This is a genomic window from Pseudomonas sp. KB_15, from assembly GCF_052114525.1.
Classification (GTDB): domain Bacteria; phylum Pseudomonadota; class Gammaproteobacteria; order Pseudomonadales; family Pseudomonadaceae; genus Aquipseudomonas.
The window spans coordinates 26475-40541 of sequence record NZ_JBFREX010000038.1 but is presented as its reverse complement, the minus strand read 5'-3'; the positions used below and the strand labels follow the sequence as shown (position 1 = coordinate 40541).

At 55.8% G+C, this 14067-nt stretch carries 15 protein-coding genes and 1 rRNA gene; 12 read left to right on the top strand and 4 right to left on the bottom strand.

From position 1 onward, the window contains the following. The 6 genes from rrf to AB4Z35_RS23165 form a co-directional block, all read left to right on the top strand. Positions 1-83 (top strand): 5S ribosomal RNA (rrf, locus tag AB4Z35_RS23190); the annotation flags it as partial. A 395-nt stretch (positions 84-478) separates the two neighbouring features. Then, positions 479-931, top strand: a complete 453-nt coding sequence (locus tag AB4Z35_RS23185) for a VOC family protein (protein WP_108228069.1) — start codon at positions 479-481, stop codon at positions 929-931. A 424-nt stretch (positions 932-1355) separates the two neighbouring features. Then, on the top strand, positions 1356-2783 hold the full coding sequence (locus tag AB4Z35_RS23180; RefSeq protein WP_442099633.1) for an APC family permease: 1428 nt from the start codon (positions 1356-1358) through the stop codon (positions 2781-2783). A gap of 94 nt (positions 2784-2877) precedes the next feature. Further along, positions 2878-3612: an SDR family NAD(P)-dependent oxidoreductase gene (locus AB4Z35_RS23175; protein WP_442099631.1), complete on the top strand. Its 735-nt coding sequence runs from the start codon at positions 2878-2880 to the stop codon at positions 3610-3612. Between the two features lie 90 nt (positions 3613-3702). After that, entirely contained in the window at positions 3703-4611 is a 909-nt protein-coding gene (locus AB4Z35_RS23170) for an NAD-dependent epimerase/dehydratase family protein (RefSeq protein ID WP_008000547.1), read from the top strand. A gap of 62 nt (positions 4612-4673) precedes the next feature. Further along, complete coding sequence (locus AB4Z35_RS23165) at positions 4674-5567, top strand: polysaccharide deacetylase family protein (protein WP_442099629.1); 894 nt, start codon at positions 4674-4676, stop codon at positions 5565-5567. Positions 5568-5780: 213 nt separating this feature from the next. Here the strand turns inward: AB4Z35_RS23165 and AB4Z35_RS23160 are convergent, their stop codons facing one another. From AB4Z35_RS23160 to AB4Z35_RS23150, 3 genes are all read right to left on the bottom strand, one after another. After that, a complete protein-coding gene (locus tag AB4Z35_RS23160; protein WP_442099627.1) occupies positions 5781-7520 on the bottom strand; it encodes a dipeptidase in 1740 nt (579 codons plus the stop codon). A gap of 157 nt (positions 7521-7677) precedes the next feature. After that, complete coding sequence (locus tag AB4Z35_RS23155; protein WP_442099625.1) at positions 7678-7989, bottom strand: hypothetical protein; 312 nt, start codon at positions 7987-7989, stop codon at positions 7678-7680. Positions 7990-8112: 123 nt separating this feature from the next. Then, positions 8113-8664 carry a nuclear transport factor 2 family protein gene (locus tag AB4Z35_RS23150; RefSeq protein ID WP_442099623.1) on the bottom strand — a complete coding sequence of 184 codons (552 nt, stop codon included), beginning with the start codon at positions 8662-8664 and terminating at the stop codon, positions 8113-8115. Between the two features lie 251 nt (positions 8665-8915). Between AB4Z35_RS23150 and AB4Z35_RS23145 the strand changes: the two genes are divergently transcribed. Both AB4Z35_RS23145 and AB4Z35_RS23140 read left to right on the top strand, forming a co-directional pair. Continuing rightward, entirely contained in the window at positions 8916-9401 is a 486-nt protein-coding gene (locus AB4Z35_RS23145) for an ester cyclase (protein WP_442099621.1), read from the top strand. A gap of 168 nt (positions 9402-9569) precedes the next feature. Continuing rightward, a complete protein-coding gene (locus AB4Z35_RS23140; protein WP_442099619.1) occupies positions 9570-10334 on the top strand; it encodes an SDR family NAD(P)-dependent oxidoreductase in 765 nt (254 codons plus the stop codon). Between the two features lie 44 nt (positions 10335-10378). Here AB4Z35_RS23140 and AB4Z35_RS23135 read toward each other — a convergent pair whose 3' ends face one another. Beyond that, complete coding sequence (locus tag AB4Z35_RS23135; protein ID WP_442099617.1) at positions 10379-11281, bottom strand: helix-turn-helix domain-containing protein; 903 nt, start codon at positions 11279-11281, stop codon at positions 10379-10381. Between the two features lie 153 nt (positions 11282-11434). On the opposite strand from AB4Z35_RS23135, the gene AB4Z35_RS23130 reads away from it, so the two are divergent. From AB4Z35_RS23130 to AB4Z35_RS23115, 4 genes are all read left to right on the top strand, one after another. After that, positions 11435-11875 (top strand): DoxX family protein, encoded by a 441-nt coding sequence (locus tag AB4Z35_RS23130; protein WP_442099615.1) that lies wholly within the window; start codon positions 11435-11437, stop codon positions 11873-11875. A gap of 74 nt (positions 11876-11949) precedes the next feature. Further along, positions 11950-12873, top strand: coding sequence for an NADP-dependent oxidoreductase (locus AB4Z35_RS23125; protein WP_442099613.1), 924 nt, complete (start codon positions 11950-11952; stop codon positions 12871-12873). A gap of 141 nt (positions 12874-13014) precedes the next feature. Further along, positions 13015-13752 (top strand): SDR family oxidoreductase, encoded by a 738-nt coding sequence (locus AB4Z35_RS23120; protein WP_442099612.1) that lies wholly within the window; start codon positions 13015-13017, stop codon positions 13750-13752. Positions 13753-13767: 15 nt separating this feature from the next. Continuing rightward, positions 13768-14025: an Atu4866 domain-containing protein gene (locus AB4Z35_RS23115; protein ID WP_442099610.1), complete on the top strand. Its 258-nt coding sequence runs from the start codon at positions 13768-13770 to the stop codon at positions 14023-14025. Positions 14026-14067: the final 42 nt, after the last annotated feature.

Sequence of the window (14067 nt, the reverse complement as noted above, 5' to 3'; positions counted from 1 at the left end):
CCCATCCCGAACTCAGCAGTGAAACGATGCATCGCCGATGGTAGTGTGGGGTTTCCCCATGTGAGAGTAGGTCATCGTCAAGATTAAATTCCGAAACCCCTATCTGCGTACGCAGGTAGGGGTTTTGTTTTTCTGGCTCCTGTAGGAGCGAGCTTGCTCCGGGCGGCGTTCCGACGAAAAACTTCAGGGCAACCGGTGGCTTCAGTCAGCCAGCGTCATCGTTAACGACCAACAATGGCAGCGCAGCTGGTGCGCTGCGAGCGCTCTTCCATACAGGTGGTGTCGGTGTTCAATACGTGAGCGTGGATCCACGGCCAGCTTGGGCGCCGGAAACACCCGGAACCATCCCCCTGCTAGCCGCTTGGCAGCGCTTTTCGCTGTTTCAATCGGACCCGCTGGTCCAGTTTATTTCGACGTCTTGTTTGGGAATGCCAAGCTAGGTGCCCGGCTACGTTACGTTGGATGGCAAGGAGAGATCATGACAGTCAAGCGTATGGACAACATCGGCATCGTTGTAGAAGACCTCGACGCTGCCATTGAGTTCTTCACCGAACTTGGCCTCGAACTCGAGGGGCGCGCGCCAATCGAAGGAGACTGGGCAGATGGTGTCACTGGATTGCGCGACATGCGCGTCGAAATTGCCATGATGCGTACACCGGACGGTCACGGCCGTCTCGAGATGTCCCGATTCCTCGCACCACCTGTGGTCGCCGATCACCGCAGCGCCCCGGTGAACGCTCTCGGTTACCTGCGCGTCATGTTCACCGTGGAGGACATCGACGACACGCTCGCCAGGCTCCACAAACGCGGCGCGGAGCTCGTCGGCAAAGTGGTCCGGTACGAAAATACGTATCGGCTCTGCTACATTCGGGGGCCCGAAGGAATTCTCATCGGGCTTGCCCAGGAGCTCGGGCAGCACGCTTCTCGATGAGCACCTGCAGCAGGTACAGAGCTGATAGGGGGGGCGTGGCTGGTTGCCGTTGAGGGCGTCTGATAATTTACTTCGCTAATTCAGATTTAAACATCGGCAATTACTGATGGTAGGTATTTTTTGGCTGTTCCTATACTGACCTCCCCCCATTCAGAAGTTTAAGCACCACAACTGATCACGCACGCAGCTATGCAGTTGAAGTGACTGCTGGCGGCTGGAAAAAATAATCTCGACTTGAGGGTTTTCCTGGGCAGCGATAAAAAAGAGCGCTGTAAGTCAAATCTGAATAAGCTGTCGGTGTCTGGCTTGTTCGGGTTTTGAGTATCTGCATTTTGCTTAGTTGAATAATAAGAACGGCGTCCAAATCAACTCAAATGGTTTGACGCTACAACATCTTCTATAGCTATTAATCAGAGCCTGAAAAATGAACTTTTATGAAATCATCGGCTATGACCGTGACGGAACTGTTCGTGATCTGGATACTGCGTTAAACAAGGGAACTCTAACTACCAGGGATGTGACGTTTTCGGCGCTGGGCTTCAATGCGCCTGGCTGGATCGCAGCTTCTTCCATGTCGATTCTTTACTCAATATCGGGCCACCACGCTCCACTGGCCATATTGATTGCGTACTTCTTTCCGATGTTGGTCATGGCATTCTGCATGATCTCACTCACTCGCCAGGCTCCGTCGGCGGGTGGCGTCTTCACTTTCACGTCGCGTTTTCTGCACACCCGTGTAGGGACCATTCTCGGTTGGGCGTACTCGGTTGCCTGCATGGCAGTGATGGCAATGTGCGCAATTATCGGAACCGAATACATACAGGCGTTGTTCCCGGTGTTGGCTGGCCCCCTCAACGCAAAACTGATCGGGACGGGTATGGTTCTGATCTTCCTGGCCATTTCCTGCTATGGCGTCAATGCCACAGCCAAAGTAGCCAGCGTATTTCTGATTTTCGAGATCAGCGTGGTAGCCGGGCTCGGGTTGATGGGAATCATCAATCCTCAGGTTCCGGATTTGTCAGTGATTTCCATGTACACGCTGGAAGGGTCTGCTGGTTGGTCCGCGATCGGGCCGGGGGTGCTGTTCGGTGTCTGGATGCTCGCGAACTTCGATTCGGCGATCAACTATATCGAAGAGTCGCGTATTCCGGTTCGGACTGTACAGCGCTCTATGCTACTCGTTCTGACTTCGGCATTCGTCATTTACAGTCTTGCGGCGATTGGCTGGCAGTACGCGGTGCCTGTAGAGAAGTTGGCGGCAATTATCGAAGACGGCAACGGTGGGCCGATCGCCGCCGTGGCGAATGTCTACTTGCCCCCCGCCATGGCCTGGATCGCTCTATTCGTCGTAATCACTTCGGCATGTGCCGGCTTGCAAATTTCTTCGAGTGCAGCTGCGCGTACGCTCTATCGAATGAGTGAGGAAGGGCATCTGCCAACAGCGCTTCGCTCAGTCAATAAATCGAGATCGCCATGGCTGGCCAGCATTATCGTCTCGACCCTCGCCATTACACTGCTCTGGTGGAAGCCACTGGACAAGATCTCGTGGTACTACGATGTCGTGACCATCACGCTGGTGATGTCCTACATGGCCGCTATCGCAGCATTCATTGTCATGACCTTCCGCCGTCAACGTTTTGGTATGGCGTTGGCACTATCGATCCCGGCTGCGCTGGCAATCCTTGTACTGGGATACATCGGTTATACCGCCGGAGCCAATCCGGTTTCGCCCGAGGATCAATACACCGCTTGGTACCTGGGCGCGCTGACCATCCTTTCTGGCGCAATGATTCTGTTTTGGCAGTCGCGAATTTCCAGGCAAACCGTACTAACGCCAATGCAAGAGTCCTGATTGCGAAGTTAACGCATGCGGTCAATGTTGCAGCCTGCGTTAACCGGACATTGGCGCCTGCGTGTGGTGTTCATTTAAAACCATGGGTGAACTTATGAAGCGTGTTGTCGTAATTACGGGAGCGGGAAGGGGCATAGGGCTGGCAATTGCCAAGCGTTTTGCTGCAAGTGGCGATCATTTGGTACTCAACTATTTCGACGTCAAGGATCAACTGGACGCAGTGATACGTATTGCCCAGGACAACGGTGGCGATGGGATCACTGTTCAAGCGGATGTCAGTCATCCCGAAGCGGCAGCCGGAATCATCCGCGAGGCGGAGAACCACTTTGGGCGGGTCGATATTCTTGTCAACAATGCCGGCAGGCTGGTTTCGGCGACGGTCGCGCAGACGACCTGGGCGCAGTGGGAACAGATGATCAGCACCAATCTCGGGGGGACCTGGGCCTGTATGCAGGCCGTGTTGCCGGGCATGCTGGCACGCGGTCAGGGGCGGATTATTAACATCAGTTCCGAGCTGGGGTTGATTGGCTTTCCGACCTACGCCGCGTACTGCGCCTCCAAGGGCGGGGTGATCGCGCTGACAAAAGCGGTTGCGAAGGAAGTTGCCCCACAAGGCGTATTGGTGAATTCGGTGGCACCGGGGCCGATCGAAACGGACATGCTGATCAACGACACCATTGAATACAACGACGAGACGCGCGCGACCATTCCATTGAAACGCTTCGGAAAACCGGACGAGATTGCGGCCATGGTCGAAGCCCTGGCCGGACCTGCGGGAGATTATATGGTTGGACAAGTAGTCAGCCCCAATGGCGGGGCCGCGATCTAGTTGAGTGTCGTGCAATTAAACTTCACTGAGTCATGAATTTCCCAGTCAAATAAGTGGCTCTGATTTTTCTAATAACAAGAAGGATACAAAATGAGCGCTGTGATGATTACCGGTGGTTTGGGCTATGTTGGCAGGTACCTGACTAAAAAGCTCAGCGAACAGGGCGTTAAGGTCGTTAGTTACAATCGTGACTACTCGGAGGCCAGGTCGGAGTTCATGACCCCTGTACAGGGCGAGTTGTACGATATTCCCAGGATCGTCAGAACCATTCAGGACTTTGGGGTTGATCGTGTTATTCATACGGCCGCGATGTCACATCCTGACTTGTCCATAGATCTGCCGATTACGACAGTGGCAGCGAATATCGATGGCACCATTCATTTGCTTGAGGCAATGCGCCTGGCGGGCATTAAAAAGCTCGTGAATTTTTCCTCTGAAACGGTGTACGGGCACTTCGAAGGTGTGATCAATGAAAAAACACCGACTAATCCAACGACACCCTATGGTGTAACCAAAGTTGCCACCGAGCATTTTGGCCGAGTCTACAATGATCTTTATGGTATGGAAGTAATCTCGCTGCGGATTGCTGAAGTGTATGGCCCTGAAAATAAAATGCCGCAGGTTCTCAGGGACATACTTAAAACGGTTCATCGGGGTGAAACTTTCAAATTGGCTGCCGGCGGCGATCATCGGTTCCATTATATTCATGTGGAAGACGTTGTGCGCGCTGTACTGATGGCGGCTGAAACCAGAGATACGAAGGGCGGCATATTTAATATTGCCGGTGACTGCTCCTGGACGCTGCATGAGGCCGTCGAACTGATCAGGAAAATAATTCCTGATGCCCGCATAGAAATCGGCGATGGCTATTGGCATCTCGATCGGCATGGGGAATGGGACCTGAGTGCTGCGCAGCGGGAGTTGGGGTATCGAGCGCAATGGTCGCTGGAAAAAGGACTGACGCATTATTCCAATTGGCTGCTCGATCACGAGTATTGATATCGGGATAGCTCACGGTTCTTGGTAAATCAATGATATTCAGCAGCCATTGGTGATTAAACATGATTGAAAACCCGATTGTCTGGCCAAACGGCGCACGCTGTGCCGTCTCCTTTACCTTTGATATGGACGCAGACAGCATTCTGCATGTGGCGCACCCCAAGGATTCAGCAACGCGAGTTGCCAGTATTTCAATGCTGCACTACGGACCGAAGGTGGCGATTCCAAGGATCCTGGAAACCTATCGACGTTTCGAGATTAAACAAACGTTCTTCATTCCGGCCTGGTGCATCGAGCAATACCCCAAGGCCATTGAAGCGATCGTCGAAAATGGACACGAAATTGCTCACCATGGCTATATACATGAACATCCAAACGAGCTGACTCGAGAAGAAGAGGCTTATTGGCTCGACCGTGGTTGCGACACCATCAAGCGCTTCACGGGCCAGGCACCGCGAGGCTGGCGGGCTCCCCTCTACAATATGTCGGAGCACTCGGCTGACTTGCTGATCGAGCGAGGCTTCAGTTATGACGCCTCATTGATGGGGGATGATGTTCCTTATCTGTTGCGCACAAATGCTGGAGAGCTGGTGGAGCTGCCCTCCAGCTGGGCGCTGGATGACTGGCCCCAGTACATGCACAGTATCGACCTTGATTTTCAGATGCCGATTCAGTCGCCGCAACGCGCCGTAGAGGTATTCAAGGCCGAGTTTGATGCAGCATGGGAATATGGCGGTCTTTTCATACCCGTCTGGCATCCCTTCCTTTCCGGCCGTTTGGCACGCTGGCATGAAGTTTCGAAGTTGATCGAATACATGATGCAAAAAGGCGATGTCTGGTTTGCACGTATGGATGAGATCGCGGCGCATGTTCAGCGTAGTGTCTGCACTGGGGTCTATACACCACGGATTGACAGCCTGCCTTACTATCAGGGACCGGTTAAAGCGAACAAATAACCGTTCTGATGGTGAATGTATCGTGCGTATTGGGTTCTTGTAGTTATTGATGTTGGAGCCGCGCCCCTCGATGAAGGGGCGCTACTCTGCCTGAATGATGCTTTTTTTACTTCATTGGGCCTGGAGAGCGCGGATCAGCGCGACATTCGAGTTGTGTTTCCAGCATAGCCGGCCTCAAACCGGACCCGCCAGAAGGGCGGGTCCGAAGGGGGATCAAAGCTTCGGCAATTGCCCGATGCGGCCCATCATCTCGGTCACGACCTGCAAGTCCAGCAGGAACTGCTCGGTAGTCTTGAACTCGTTGTCGTTGTGGCCGGTGTATTTGACGTTCGGCATGGCCAGGCCGAATTGCACGCCGTTGGGCAGTTCATGCACGGACGTGGCGCCGGCGGAGGTGCCGAACTTGTGTTCCATGCCGAGGTTTTCACTGGCCACGGCGAGCAGGGCCTTGGCCCATTCACCCTCGGGGTTGCGGTACATCGGTTCGGCAATCGACAGGTCGAAGGCCGGTGCGATCCGGGTCTTCTTGCTCCATGCGTCCAGCTTTGCGGCGATTTCGGACTTGAGCATTTCCGGCGACTTGCCCTTCGGCACGCGCAGGTTGACCGCGAGCTTGAAGGCGTTGTCATCCATCCCGACATAGGTCAGGGAAGTGGTCAGCGGGCCCATGAACTGATCGGCAAAACCGACCCCCAACTTGCCACCCAGGTAGTCCAGCCCCCAGTTGTCGGTGGCGTAGCGGGCAGCGTCAGTGATCTGGTTGTGCTTGAGCGCAACCTTGTCGTCGAGGCTGTTGATGAAATCGAGCATCCTGGCCACCGGGTTGACGCCGGACTCCGGCTCGGAGGAGTGGGCGGAAACACCGGTGACGGTCAGCTTGACGTCCTTGCCGTCGACCCTGGCAGCCACCTCGAAATTGCCGCCGTTGCGCTTGGCGTAATCAGTGCCGGCCTTTTGCAGGCTGGCGGCCAGTTCGGCGGGCTTGTCGGTCACCAGGGTCGCGACCGATGTCGACGGAATCTGGTTGGTGGCCAGGCCGCCGGTCATCGAGGTGATTTCCGCGCCTTGGCCTTCAGCGTTACGTTTGGCGAAGCTGGCCATGACCGTGCCGTAACCTTTCTCGGCGATCACCACCGGATAGCCGCCATCCAGTGCCAGGTTGTAGTTGGGCGTCGGGTTGCGTTCGAAGTAGTAGGGGATGGCATCGCCCGTGGTCTCTTCGGTGGTGTCGACCAGCAGCTTGAAATTTCTGGCCAGCGGCAGCTGCTCTTCCTTGATGATCTTCATGGCGTAGAGCGCCACCACGATGCCGTTCTTGTCATCCTCGGTGCCGCGGCCATACATGCGATCGCCGACCAGGGTGACTTTGAATGGATCGAGGCGGGTGCCGTCCTGCAGCACCCAGTTCTCCGGCGTTACCGGCACCACATCGGCATGGGCGTGAATGCCCACGACTTCATCGCCGGTGCCTTCGAGGGAGATCTCATAGACGCGGTTGTCGATGTTGCGAAAGTTCAGGTTGAACGCCTGGGCAAGGCTCTTGATTTTCTCGGCTATCTTGAGGAATTCGGGATTGTCGTGCTGGGCAACGCCATCCACGCGCACGGTTGCAATGGCCACCAGCTCCTTCAAGGTGTCGGTGGCCGCACTGCCGTATTTCACCCGTGCATAGAGGCCAAGCAGGCGATGGATTTCGCTTTGCTGCTCAGAAGTAAGCGTCTTGTTGTCGAGGAACGCACTGATGGCCGGGCCGAGGTAGTCGGTCTTGGCGATATCGCTCTTGGCCAGACTTTCCAGGAATTGCCTGAAATCCTTGACCGACGCATCACTGAAGGTCTTGAGGATGATCGCGTTCTGTTGCGGGGTGATGTTGGCGTGGGCTGCGGTGGTGAACGACGAAAGGCTGGCGAGCATGAGGGTGGTCGCGGCCAGGTGCTTGAGTGAAAAATCCATTGCTGGGGGCATTCCTTTGCAGGCGGTTTGTAAGAAATTTCTGATCGCTTGATCAGAAACATTTCCAAACTAACACCACGAGCGTGTGAAACGGGAGCCCCTGAAGTGGGATCTGTCGCACAAAAAGGCAAAAGCGGCGCAGAAACGAAAAACTCTATCAATGTTTACATTCCGCCATCACCACGTGGCAGGTATCCGGCGTACCGCCGGATCGGCCGGCATAGCGTATGCAATTACTCAGGGATTTTTGCCGAGCCATGTCCAGGGTGTCGCCCCAGGCGAGGCCACCTTCGCCGACAGTGGGGAGTGCTTCTGCAAAGCAGACTGAGCCGGTGTTTGAACCGGTGTTTGAGGCAGGATGTGGAGCCGTGGTGGCTTTGCTTGAACATCCGGCCAGCAGCGCCATGTTGACGGCGAGCAGGGAGAGCAGGAGCCATGGCGAGCATTGGCGTGCTGTATGTCCCGTCATCCCGGTTCCCCTGTATCAAGAGGCGTGTTCAAGGTCGTACCTATTCAGATTAGGCCCCTATCAGGACATCATCCACTTGCCCGCCGGCTTGTCTCGGAATTCACTGAGTAAGAGGCCCACTGTCTAGACGGACGGCAGCCTGATCTCTTCGTCCAGTGCGTGAGCGGCTGGAATTGGATCGAAGTACTCTCGGATAAACCTGAGCTTGCCGTTTTCGGCCTCCACGAACAAAACGTAAGTCTGTCTGTAGATTCGACCTGTCGTCTTGATCCTCCCTTCGGCCTTTACTTGCGCGACTGCTTTTGAATGATCGGCAAAGGCATTGATCTGAAGGTCGTAAAAGCGAAAGTCTTGCACCGCTCCGATAAACCAGCCGACATGCCCCAACACCTGATCACGACCCGTCAATCGGGTCGGATGCCCGAGGCTCGGGGCGTAGGGAAGCTCCCAGACAATGTCGTCAGAAATAAGCGATTTCCATTTTTCAGGGTTGGCGACAAACGTGTCGAAGTGCGCCTGAAGCAGCGCTTGAGCGTGGTTCATCTTTCGCCTCCAGGGTTTGATGACCGGTGCACAGCGAATGCTGTCCGCGGCTTGGTCGAAAGAATGTCCCATGGATCCCGGCTCGAATAAAACCCGATTAATTTCGATCTCCAGGTTCCAGAAAATCGACAAGTTCCTCCCTCAAGCGGATGCCTCCTGCGCCGCGCTTTGTTGAACAAAACGGTCAATCAACCACCGTGCGGCAGTTCCCGGTAGCAGATCCGTGCGGTGGATGACGTCGAAGGCATAGTGTTCCAGGATCAGAAATCATGCCTATTTCCTCGAACTTAATGGTCAAACTTATCCCGGTATTACTAAAAGCTTCATCAGTCTAGATTGCCTGTCCGGCTTGCGGTTTCAACCAGACCATCAGGGAGACTGAAATGAACGCCATAAAAAACTGGAAGGCAGCGCTCTGCGTTGCCCTGGTATGTGTCAGTGCACTGGTCAGCGGCGGGCAGTCCAGTCAAAACAAGCGAGATGTCGAACTCTGGTATGCCGCTTTCGACCAGAACGACCCCAGCCTTATTGACCACATACTGAGCAAAGACTGGATAGACATCCCAGCGGGCGCGAATCAGGCCCCGGGCCCTGAGGGTGCCAAAGCAGTGCTGCACCATCTTCATAGCACCTTCTCGGATTTCAGCATCAAGATTGAGGAGGTGTTGCAGGACGGCGACAAAGTCATCGTGCGCTCGCGCATTTCCGGTATCCAAAGTGGTGTCTTTGTGGGGGGGGCGCCCACCGGCCAGCGAATCGACATCATGGCCACCGATATCCATGAATTCAAAAACGGGAAAATCGTTCGCACCTGGCACATGGAGGACTGGATGACCGGGTTGCATCAGCTCGGCGTGCTGAAAAAATAAAACGCCAGGCAGATAAGCGCAAAACCACGACAGGGTGAGCAAGGCTCCTAAAGAGTGGCGGATCGCAATCGGCGAAGGTTGAGTCGTGGAAAGCGACACCCCGCATACGTTCAGGTCTATGCGCAGCGGCTGGAATTGTTCAGCTGCTCTCTTGCCAGGAGAAACGAGATGACTGATTTTATTGCTACCCCCAACGAGATCGCCGGAAAAGTCGTGATTGTCACGGGTGCCGCCAGCGGTATCGGCCGAGCTATCGCCGAGCTGTTTCATGCCCGAGGCGCCAAGGTCATTGCCGAAGACATCAACCCTGAAGTGAATGCACTTGAACGCCCTGGTTTGGTGCCTTTGGTCGCGGATATCACGGTCGATGGCTCGGCGGAAAAAGCGGTTGCACTGGCCGTTCAACACTTCGGCAAGCTCGATGTGCTGGTCAACAACGCCGGACGAATCATCTACAAGCCTCTGGTCGAGATGACACGCGAGGATTGGAGCTGGCAGATGGAGACAAATGTAACGGGTGCGTTCCTCCATTCCCGTGAAGCGGCGAAAGAAATGATGAAGCAAAAGTCAGGCGCAATCGTCAACATTGCGTCCTATGCCTCTTACTTCGCGTTCCCGGGAATCGCAGCCTATACCGCATCGAAAGGGGCACTGGCGCAATTGACCCGAACCCAGGCGCTGGAAGCGATAGAGCACGGTATTCGGGTCAACGCGATTGGCGTGGGCGACGTGGTCACCAATCTGCTCAATCACTTCATGGAAGACGGCCCGGGGTTCCTGCAGGAGCACGGCAAGTCGGCACCGATCGGCCGTGCGGCTTCGCCCGATGAAATCGCCGAGATCGTGGCATTCCTGGCCTCTGAGCGCGCCAGTTTTATTGTCGGCTCGGTCGTCATGGCCGATGGCGGCATGAGCATTCCCGTGGGCAGTTGATTGGCCGGTTGTATTTGCGGTACGGCGAGCGCCGTGCCGCGTTTTCATTTGCGGTAATGACTGGGCAGGACGCCGACTTCCCGTTTGAATGCCTGGGAAAAATGGCTGGCGCTGCTGTACCCGACCTCCAGTCCGGCATCGATGATGCTCATGTCGGTTTCAATCAGCAGTTGCCTGGCCTTGGTCATTCTCAGCCTGATGAAGTAGCGGGAGGGTGAAAGTCCCGTGGCGCGTTTGAACAGACGGCTGAAGTGGTACTCGCTCATGCCGGCTGCGTCGGCCAGATCCCCCAGGCAAAACGTCTCACCCAGAGACTTCTCCATCGCATTCACCACACGCTTGAGCTTGAAGGCCGGCAGGGCGTTGCGCTGAACGATGTTATCGGCTTGCGCATCAAGATAATCGCGTGCCAGGTGTACGGCGATGCACTGGGCGATGCCTTGCATCAGCAGTGGGCTGGTTTCTCCCCGGGTGGTCAGTTCAACTCTGAACTGTTCGAACAGCACCGACAGCGCTTCATCTCGACCACCGGATATTTCACGCAGGCAAATCGAACCGGTGACTGCCTTGCGGGTTTCCTGGATTGCATGTTCGAGCAGGGGCAGGCCGAGGTAAATGTGCATCACCACAAAGGGTTCCGCACTGGTCACTTGCCAGCGCATTTCGTAGGGCTCGGCGCTGGTGGTCAGGAAAAAATCTCCCTTTGTCACTTCACTCGTCAGCCAGTTTTCGCCTGCCTCCCGTTCCTCAATGGTGGCGTTGCCGGAAAGCACCCAGACAATCAGCGGCTCGGCCACGGCGGGAACGATAACGCTTTGCTCGAACCGCTCCCGGTTAAAGATCTGCACCAGGACATCGTTGGAAAAAACCTCGTCGGAGGCCGCCAGGCGCTTACCGCGAATGTGCGCTTCCAGGCCTGTTGCAGACGTTCGCTCAGCGGATTGCACGATTGAACTCCCATTCGGTGGAGTGAGTGGCTTGCCTATTTAATCGAATCTAATGATCTAAATTAGTCGGCTATTAAGATGAGCTGACCAGGAGCAACATTTCCTCACCCGGGCGATTCAAGTCGAATCGCACCCAACTGAAGGAAATACCCCATGACGACTTCTGCAAACATCGCTCATTCCGCCACCTCTGAACAGAGCCGTTCCGACGTGACCCAAGCCTCGGCCTCGTTGATCGGCCGGGTACTGCTCAGCGCAATCTTCATCCTTTCCGGTTTTTCGAAACTGGCCGCTCCGGCCATGATGGTCGGTTACATCGGCTCTGTCGGGCTTCCGTTTCCGCAACTGGCGCTGGCGCTAGCAATCATTGTCGAGATCGGTGGTGGCCTGGCGCTGATCGCCGGTTACCGCACTCGCACTGTCGCAGCTGTACTGGCTGTGTTCAGCGTGTTTACCGCCCTGGCGTTCCATAACGCACTGGGCGATCAGAACCAGTTCATCCACTTCTTCAAGAACATCGCGATGGCTGGTGGCTTGCTGCAGGTCGTGGCCTTCGGTGCCGGTCGCTTCAGCCTCGACGCTCGCCGTCGTTGATACCCCGCGCTGCGAAGGGCGAACCCTCGCAGCGCAGTGTTTGTCTCCCTTCTTTTTCAATGATCGAGGCCTCCATGAAAGCCCTACGCGTGTACGAATACGGCAGCCCTGAAGTTTTGCGTCTGGAAGATATTGCCGACCCGGTGGCCGGCGTCGGTGAAGTGCTGATCGATGTCGCCGGAGCGGGGGTGAACCCGATTGACTGGAAGATCCTCTCCGGAGCCATGAAAGCGTTCATCCCGTTGCCGCTGCCTTTTACCCCGGGTGTCGAAGTGGCCGGTACGGTGGTAGCAGTGGGGCAGGGCGTTACTGAATTCAGCATTGGCGATGAAGTGTTCGGCTTCATCAACATCGTTGGTGGTTATGCGACCAAAGCAATCGCCCAGGTTTCAAAACTGGCGATCAAACCAAAATCGCTCAGTGCCTTGCAGGCCAGTGCTGTACCCGCATCGGCCCTGACAGCCTGGCAGGCCCTGACCGAACACGCGGGTGTGCAACGGCGGCAGAAGGTGTTGATCCACGCCGCGGCCGGTGGCGTGGGCAGCATGGCTGTGCAGATTGCCAAGTACCTGGGCGCGGAAGTCTACGCAACGGCCTCGGCACACCATCATGCTTACCTGAAGGAAATCGGAGCGGATTACACCATCGACTATACGACCCAGGCATTCGAAGAGTTGGTGTCCGGCGTCGATGTGGTACTGGATCTGGTGGGCGGCGACACACAGACCCGTTCCTTTGCGGTACTGAAAAGAAACGGTGTGCTGGTATCGCCGGTGAGCCTGCCGAACATGTCACTGGCAAACGACTACGGCGTGACCCCCGCCAACTTTGCCACCCGCTCGGATGGCCGTCAGCTCTCGCTCATTGCCGAACTGTTCGACAAGGGACACCTCACGGTCGACGTTGAGGCATACCCCTTGAGTGATGCGAAAGTGGCGATCGAGAAAAGCATGGGCCGTCACTTACGTGGCCGGCTTGTCCTCGATACAACGAAGTAAGTGGTAGCCAGTCATCCCCGACAGGATCAGGCAAGTTGTCAGAAGGATCTGACTAACTGGCTGCCGCCGTTATCCCTAATCTGGACTGGCAGCGAGACACCGCTCTCGCGTCACCAGGCACTCAAGTGAGGGATTAGGGTCATGTCGAATATCTCGAAAAAAGTCGTTCTGATCACAGGCGCGAGCAGCGGAATAGGCGAGGCGACAGCGCGTCTTTTAGCCAGCAACGGTGCACATGTCGTGCTCGGGGCACGTCGCACGGAACGCCTCGAAATACTCTGTGGGGAGATCAACGCGAGCGGCGGAGTCGCGCACTTTCAGGCGTTGGATGTCACCCGTCGAGCCGACGTACAAGCGTTTGTCGATTTTGCATTAAAGCTGCATGGCCGGGTCGATGTGATGGTCAATAACGCCGGGGTGATGCCGCTGTCGAAACTCGATGCGTTGAAAGTCTCTGAGTGGGACCAGATGATCGACGTCAATATTCGTGGCGTCTTGCACGGTATCGCGGCCGGTTTGCCTTTGATGCAACAACAGAAATCAGGCCAGTTCATCAATATTGCATCGATTGGTGCCTACACCGTCAGCCCGACAGCGGCGGTCTATTGCGCGACCAAGTTTGCAGTGCGCGCCATCTCGGAAGGGTTGCGCCAGGAGGTCGGCGGGGACATTCGTGTCACGGTGATTTCGCCTGGCGTTACCGAGTCCGAATTGGCCGAGAGTATTTCCGACGAAGGCGGGCGGGCCGAGATGCGCGAGTTCCGCAAGATCGCCATCCCTGCAATGGCCGTCGCTCGCGCTATCGCTTACGCCATTGAACAGCCCGCCGATGTGGACGTCAGTGAACTGATTGTCCGCCCAACCGCCAGTGCATTCTGAACGGAGGACTTGAACATGACAGTCAAAAAATCCGCTGATCAGGATAAGTACGTCGGTATGTGGGTCACGGCGGACGGGCTCATCCGCCACGGGCTTTTACCGGGTGGTCGATACGATGAAGCCCGGGGCAGGAAGGTGAGTGCCTATCAGGGCCGGTATTGGCTGGAAGGTGACCACATTGAGTACGTCGACGACACCGGCTTCACGGCTGATGGTGAGTTCCGCGACGGGATTTTGTATCACGCAGGCATGATTCTTTATCGCGAGATGTAGAAGCCTGACACCGCAGTGGCGGGTGCTCATTCGAATTTGAGC

Bases quoted from the DNA above. Each gene is read 5' to 3' on its own strand.
- AB4Z35_RS23185 (WP_108228069.1), top strand. From the start codon at position 479: ATGACAGTCAAGCGTATGGACAACATCGGCATCGTTGTAGAAGACCTC.
- AB4Z35_RS23165 (WP_442099629.1), top strand. From the start codon at position 4,674: ATGATTGAAAACCCGATTGTCTGGCCAAACGGCGCACGCTGTGCCGTC.
- AB4Z35_RS23130 (WP_442099615.1), top strand. From the start codon at position 11,435: ATGACGACTTCTGCAAACATCGCTCATTCCGCCACCTCTGAACAGAGC.
- AB4Z35_RS23145 (WP_442099621.1), top strand. From the start codon at position 8,916: ATGAACGCCATAAAAAACTGGAAGGCAGCGCTCTGCGTTGCCCTGGTA.
- AB4Z35_RS23160 (WP_442099627.1), bottom strand. From the start codon at position 7,520: ATGGATTTTTCACTCAAGCACCTGGCCGCGACCACCCTCATGCTCGCC.
- AB4Z35_RS23125 (WP_442099613.1), top strand. From the start codon at position 11,950: ATGAAAGCCCTACGCGTGTACGAATACGGCAGCCCTGAAGTTTTGCGT.
- AB4Z35_RS23120 (WP_442099612.1), top strand. From the start codon at position 13,015: ATGTCGAATATCTCGAAAAAAGTCGTTCTGATCACAGGCGCGAGCAGC.
- AB4Z35_RS23175 (WP_442099631.1), top strand. From the start codon at position 2,878: ATGAAGCGTGTTGTCGTAATTACGGGAGCGGGAAGGGGCATAGGGCTG.
- AB4Z35_RS23140 (WP_442099619.1), top strand. From the start codon at position 9,570: ATGACTGATTTTATTGCTACCCCCAACGAGATCGCCGGAAAAGTCGTG.
- AB4Z35_RS23180 (WP_442099633.1), top strand. From the start codon at position 1,356: ATGAACTTTTATGAAATCATCGGCTATGACCGTGACGGAACTGTTCGT.
- AB4Z35_RS23170 (WP_008000547.1), top strand. From the start codon at position 3,703: ATGAGCGCTGTGATGATTACCGGTGGTTTGGGCTATGTTGGCAGGTAC.
- AB4Z35_RS23115 (WP_442099610.1), top strand. From the start codon at position 13,768: ATGACAGTCAAAAAATCCGCTGATCAGGATAAGTACGTCGGTATGTGG.
- AB4Z35_RS23155 (WP_442099625.1), bottom strand. From the start codon at position 7,989: ATGACGGGACATACAGCACGCCAATGCTCGCCATGGCTCCTGCTCTCC.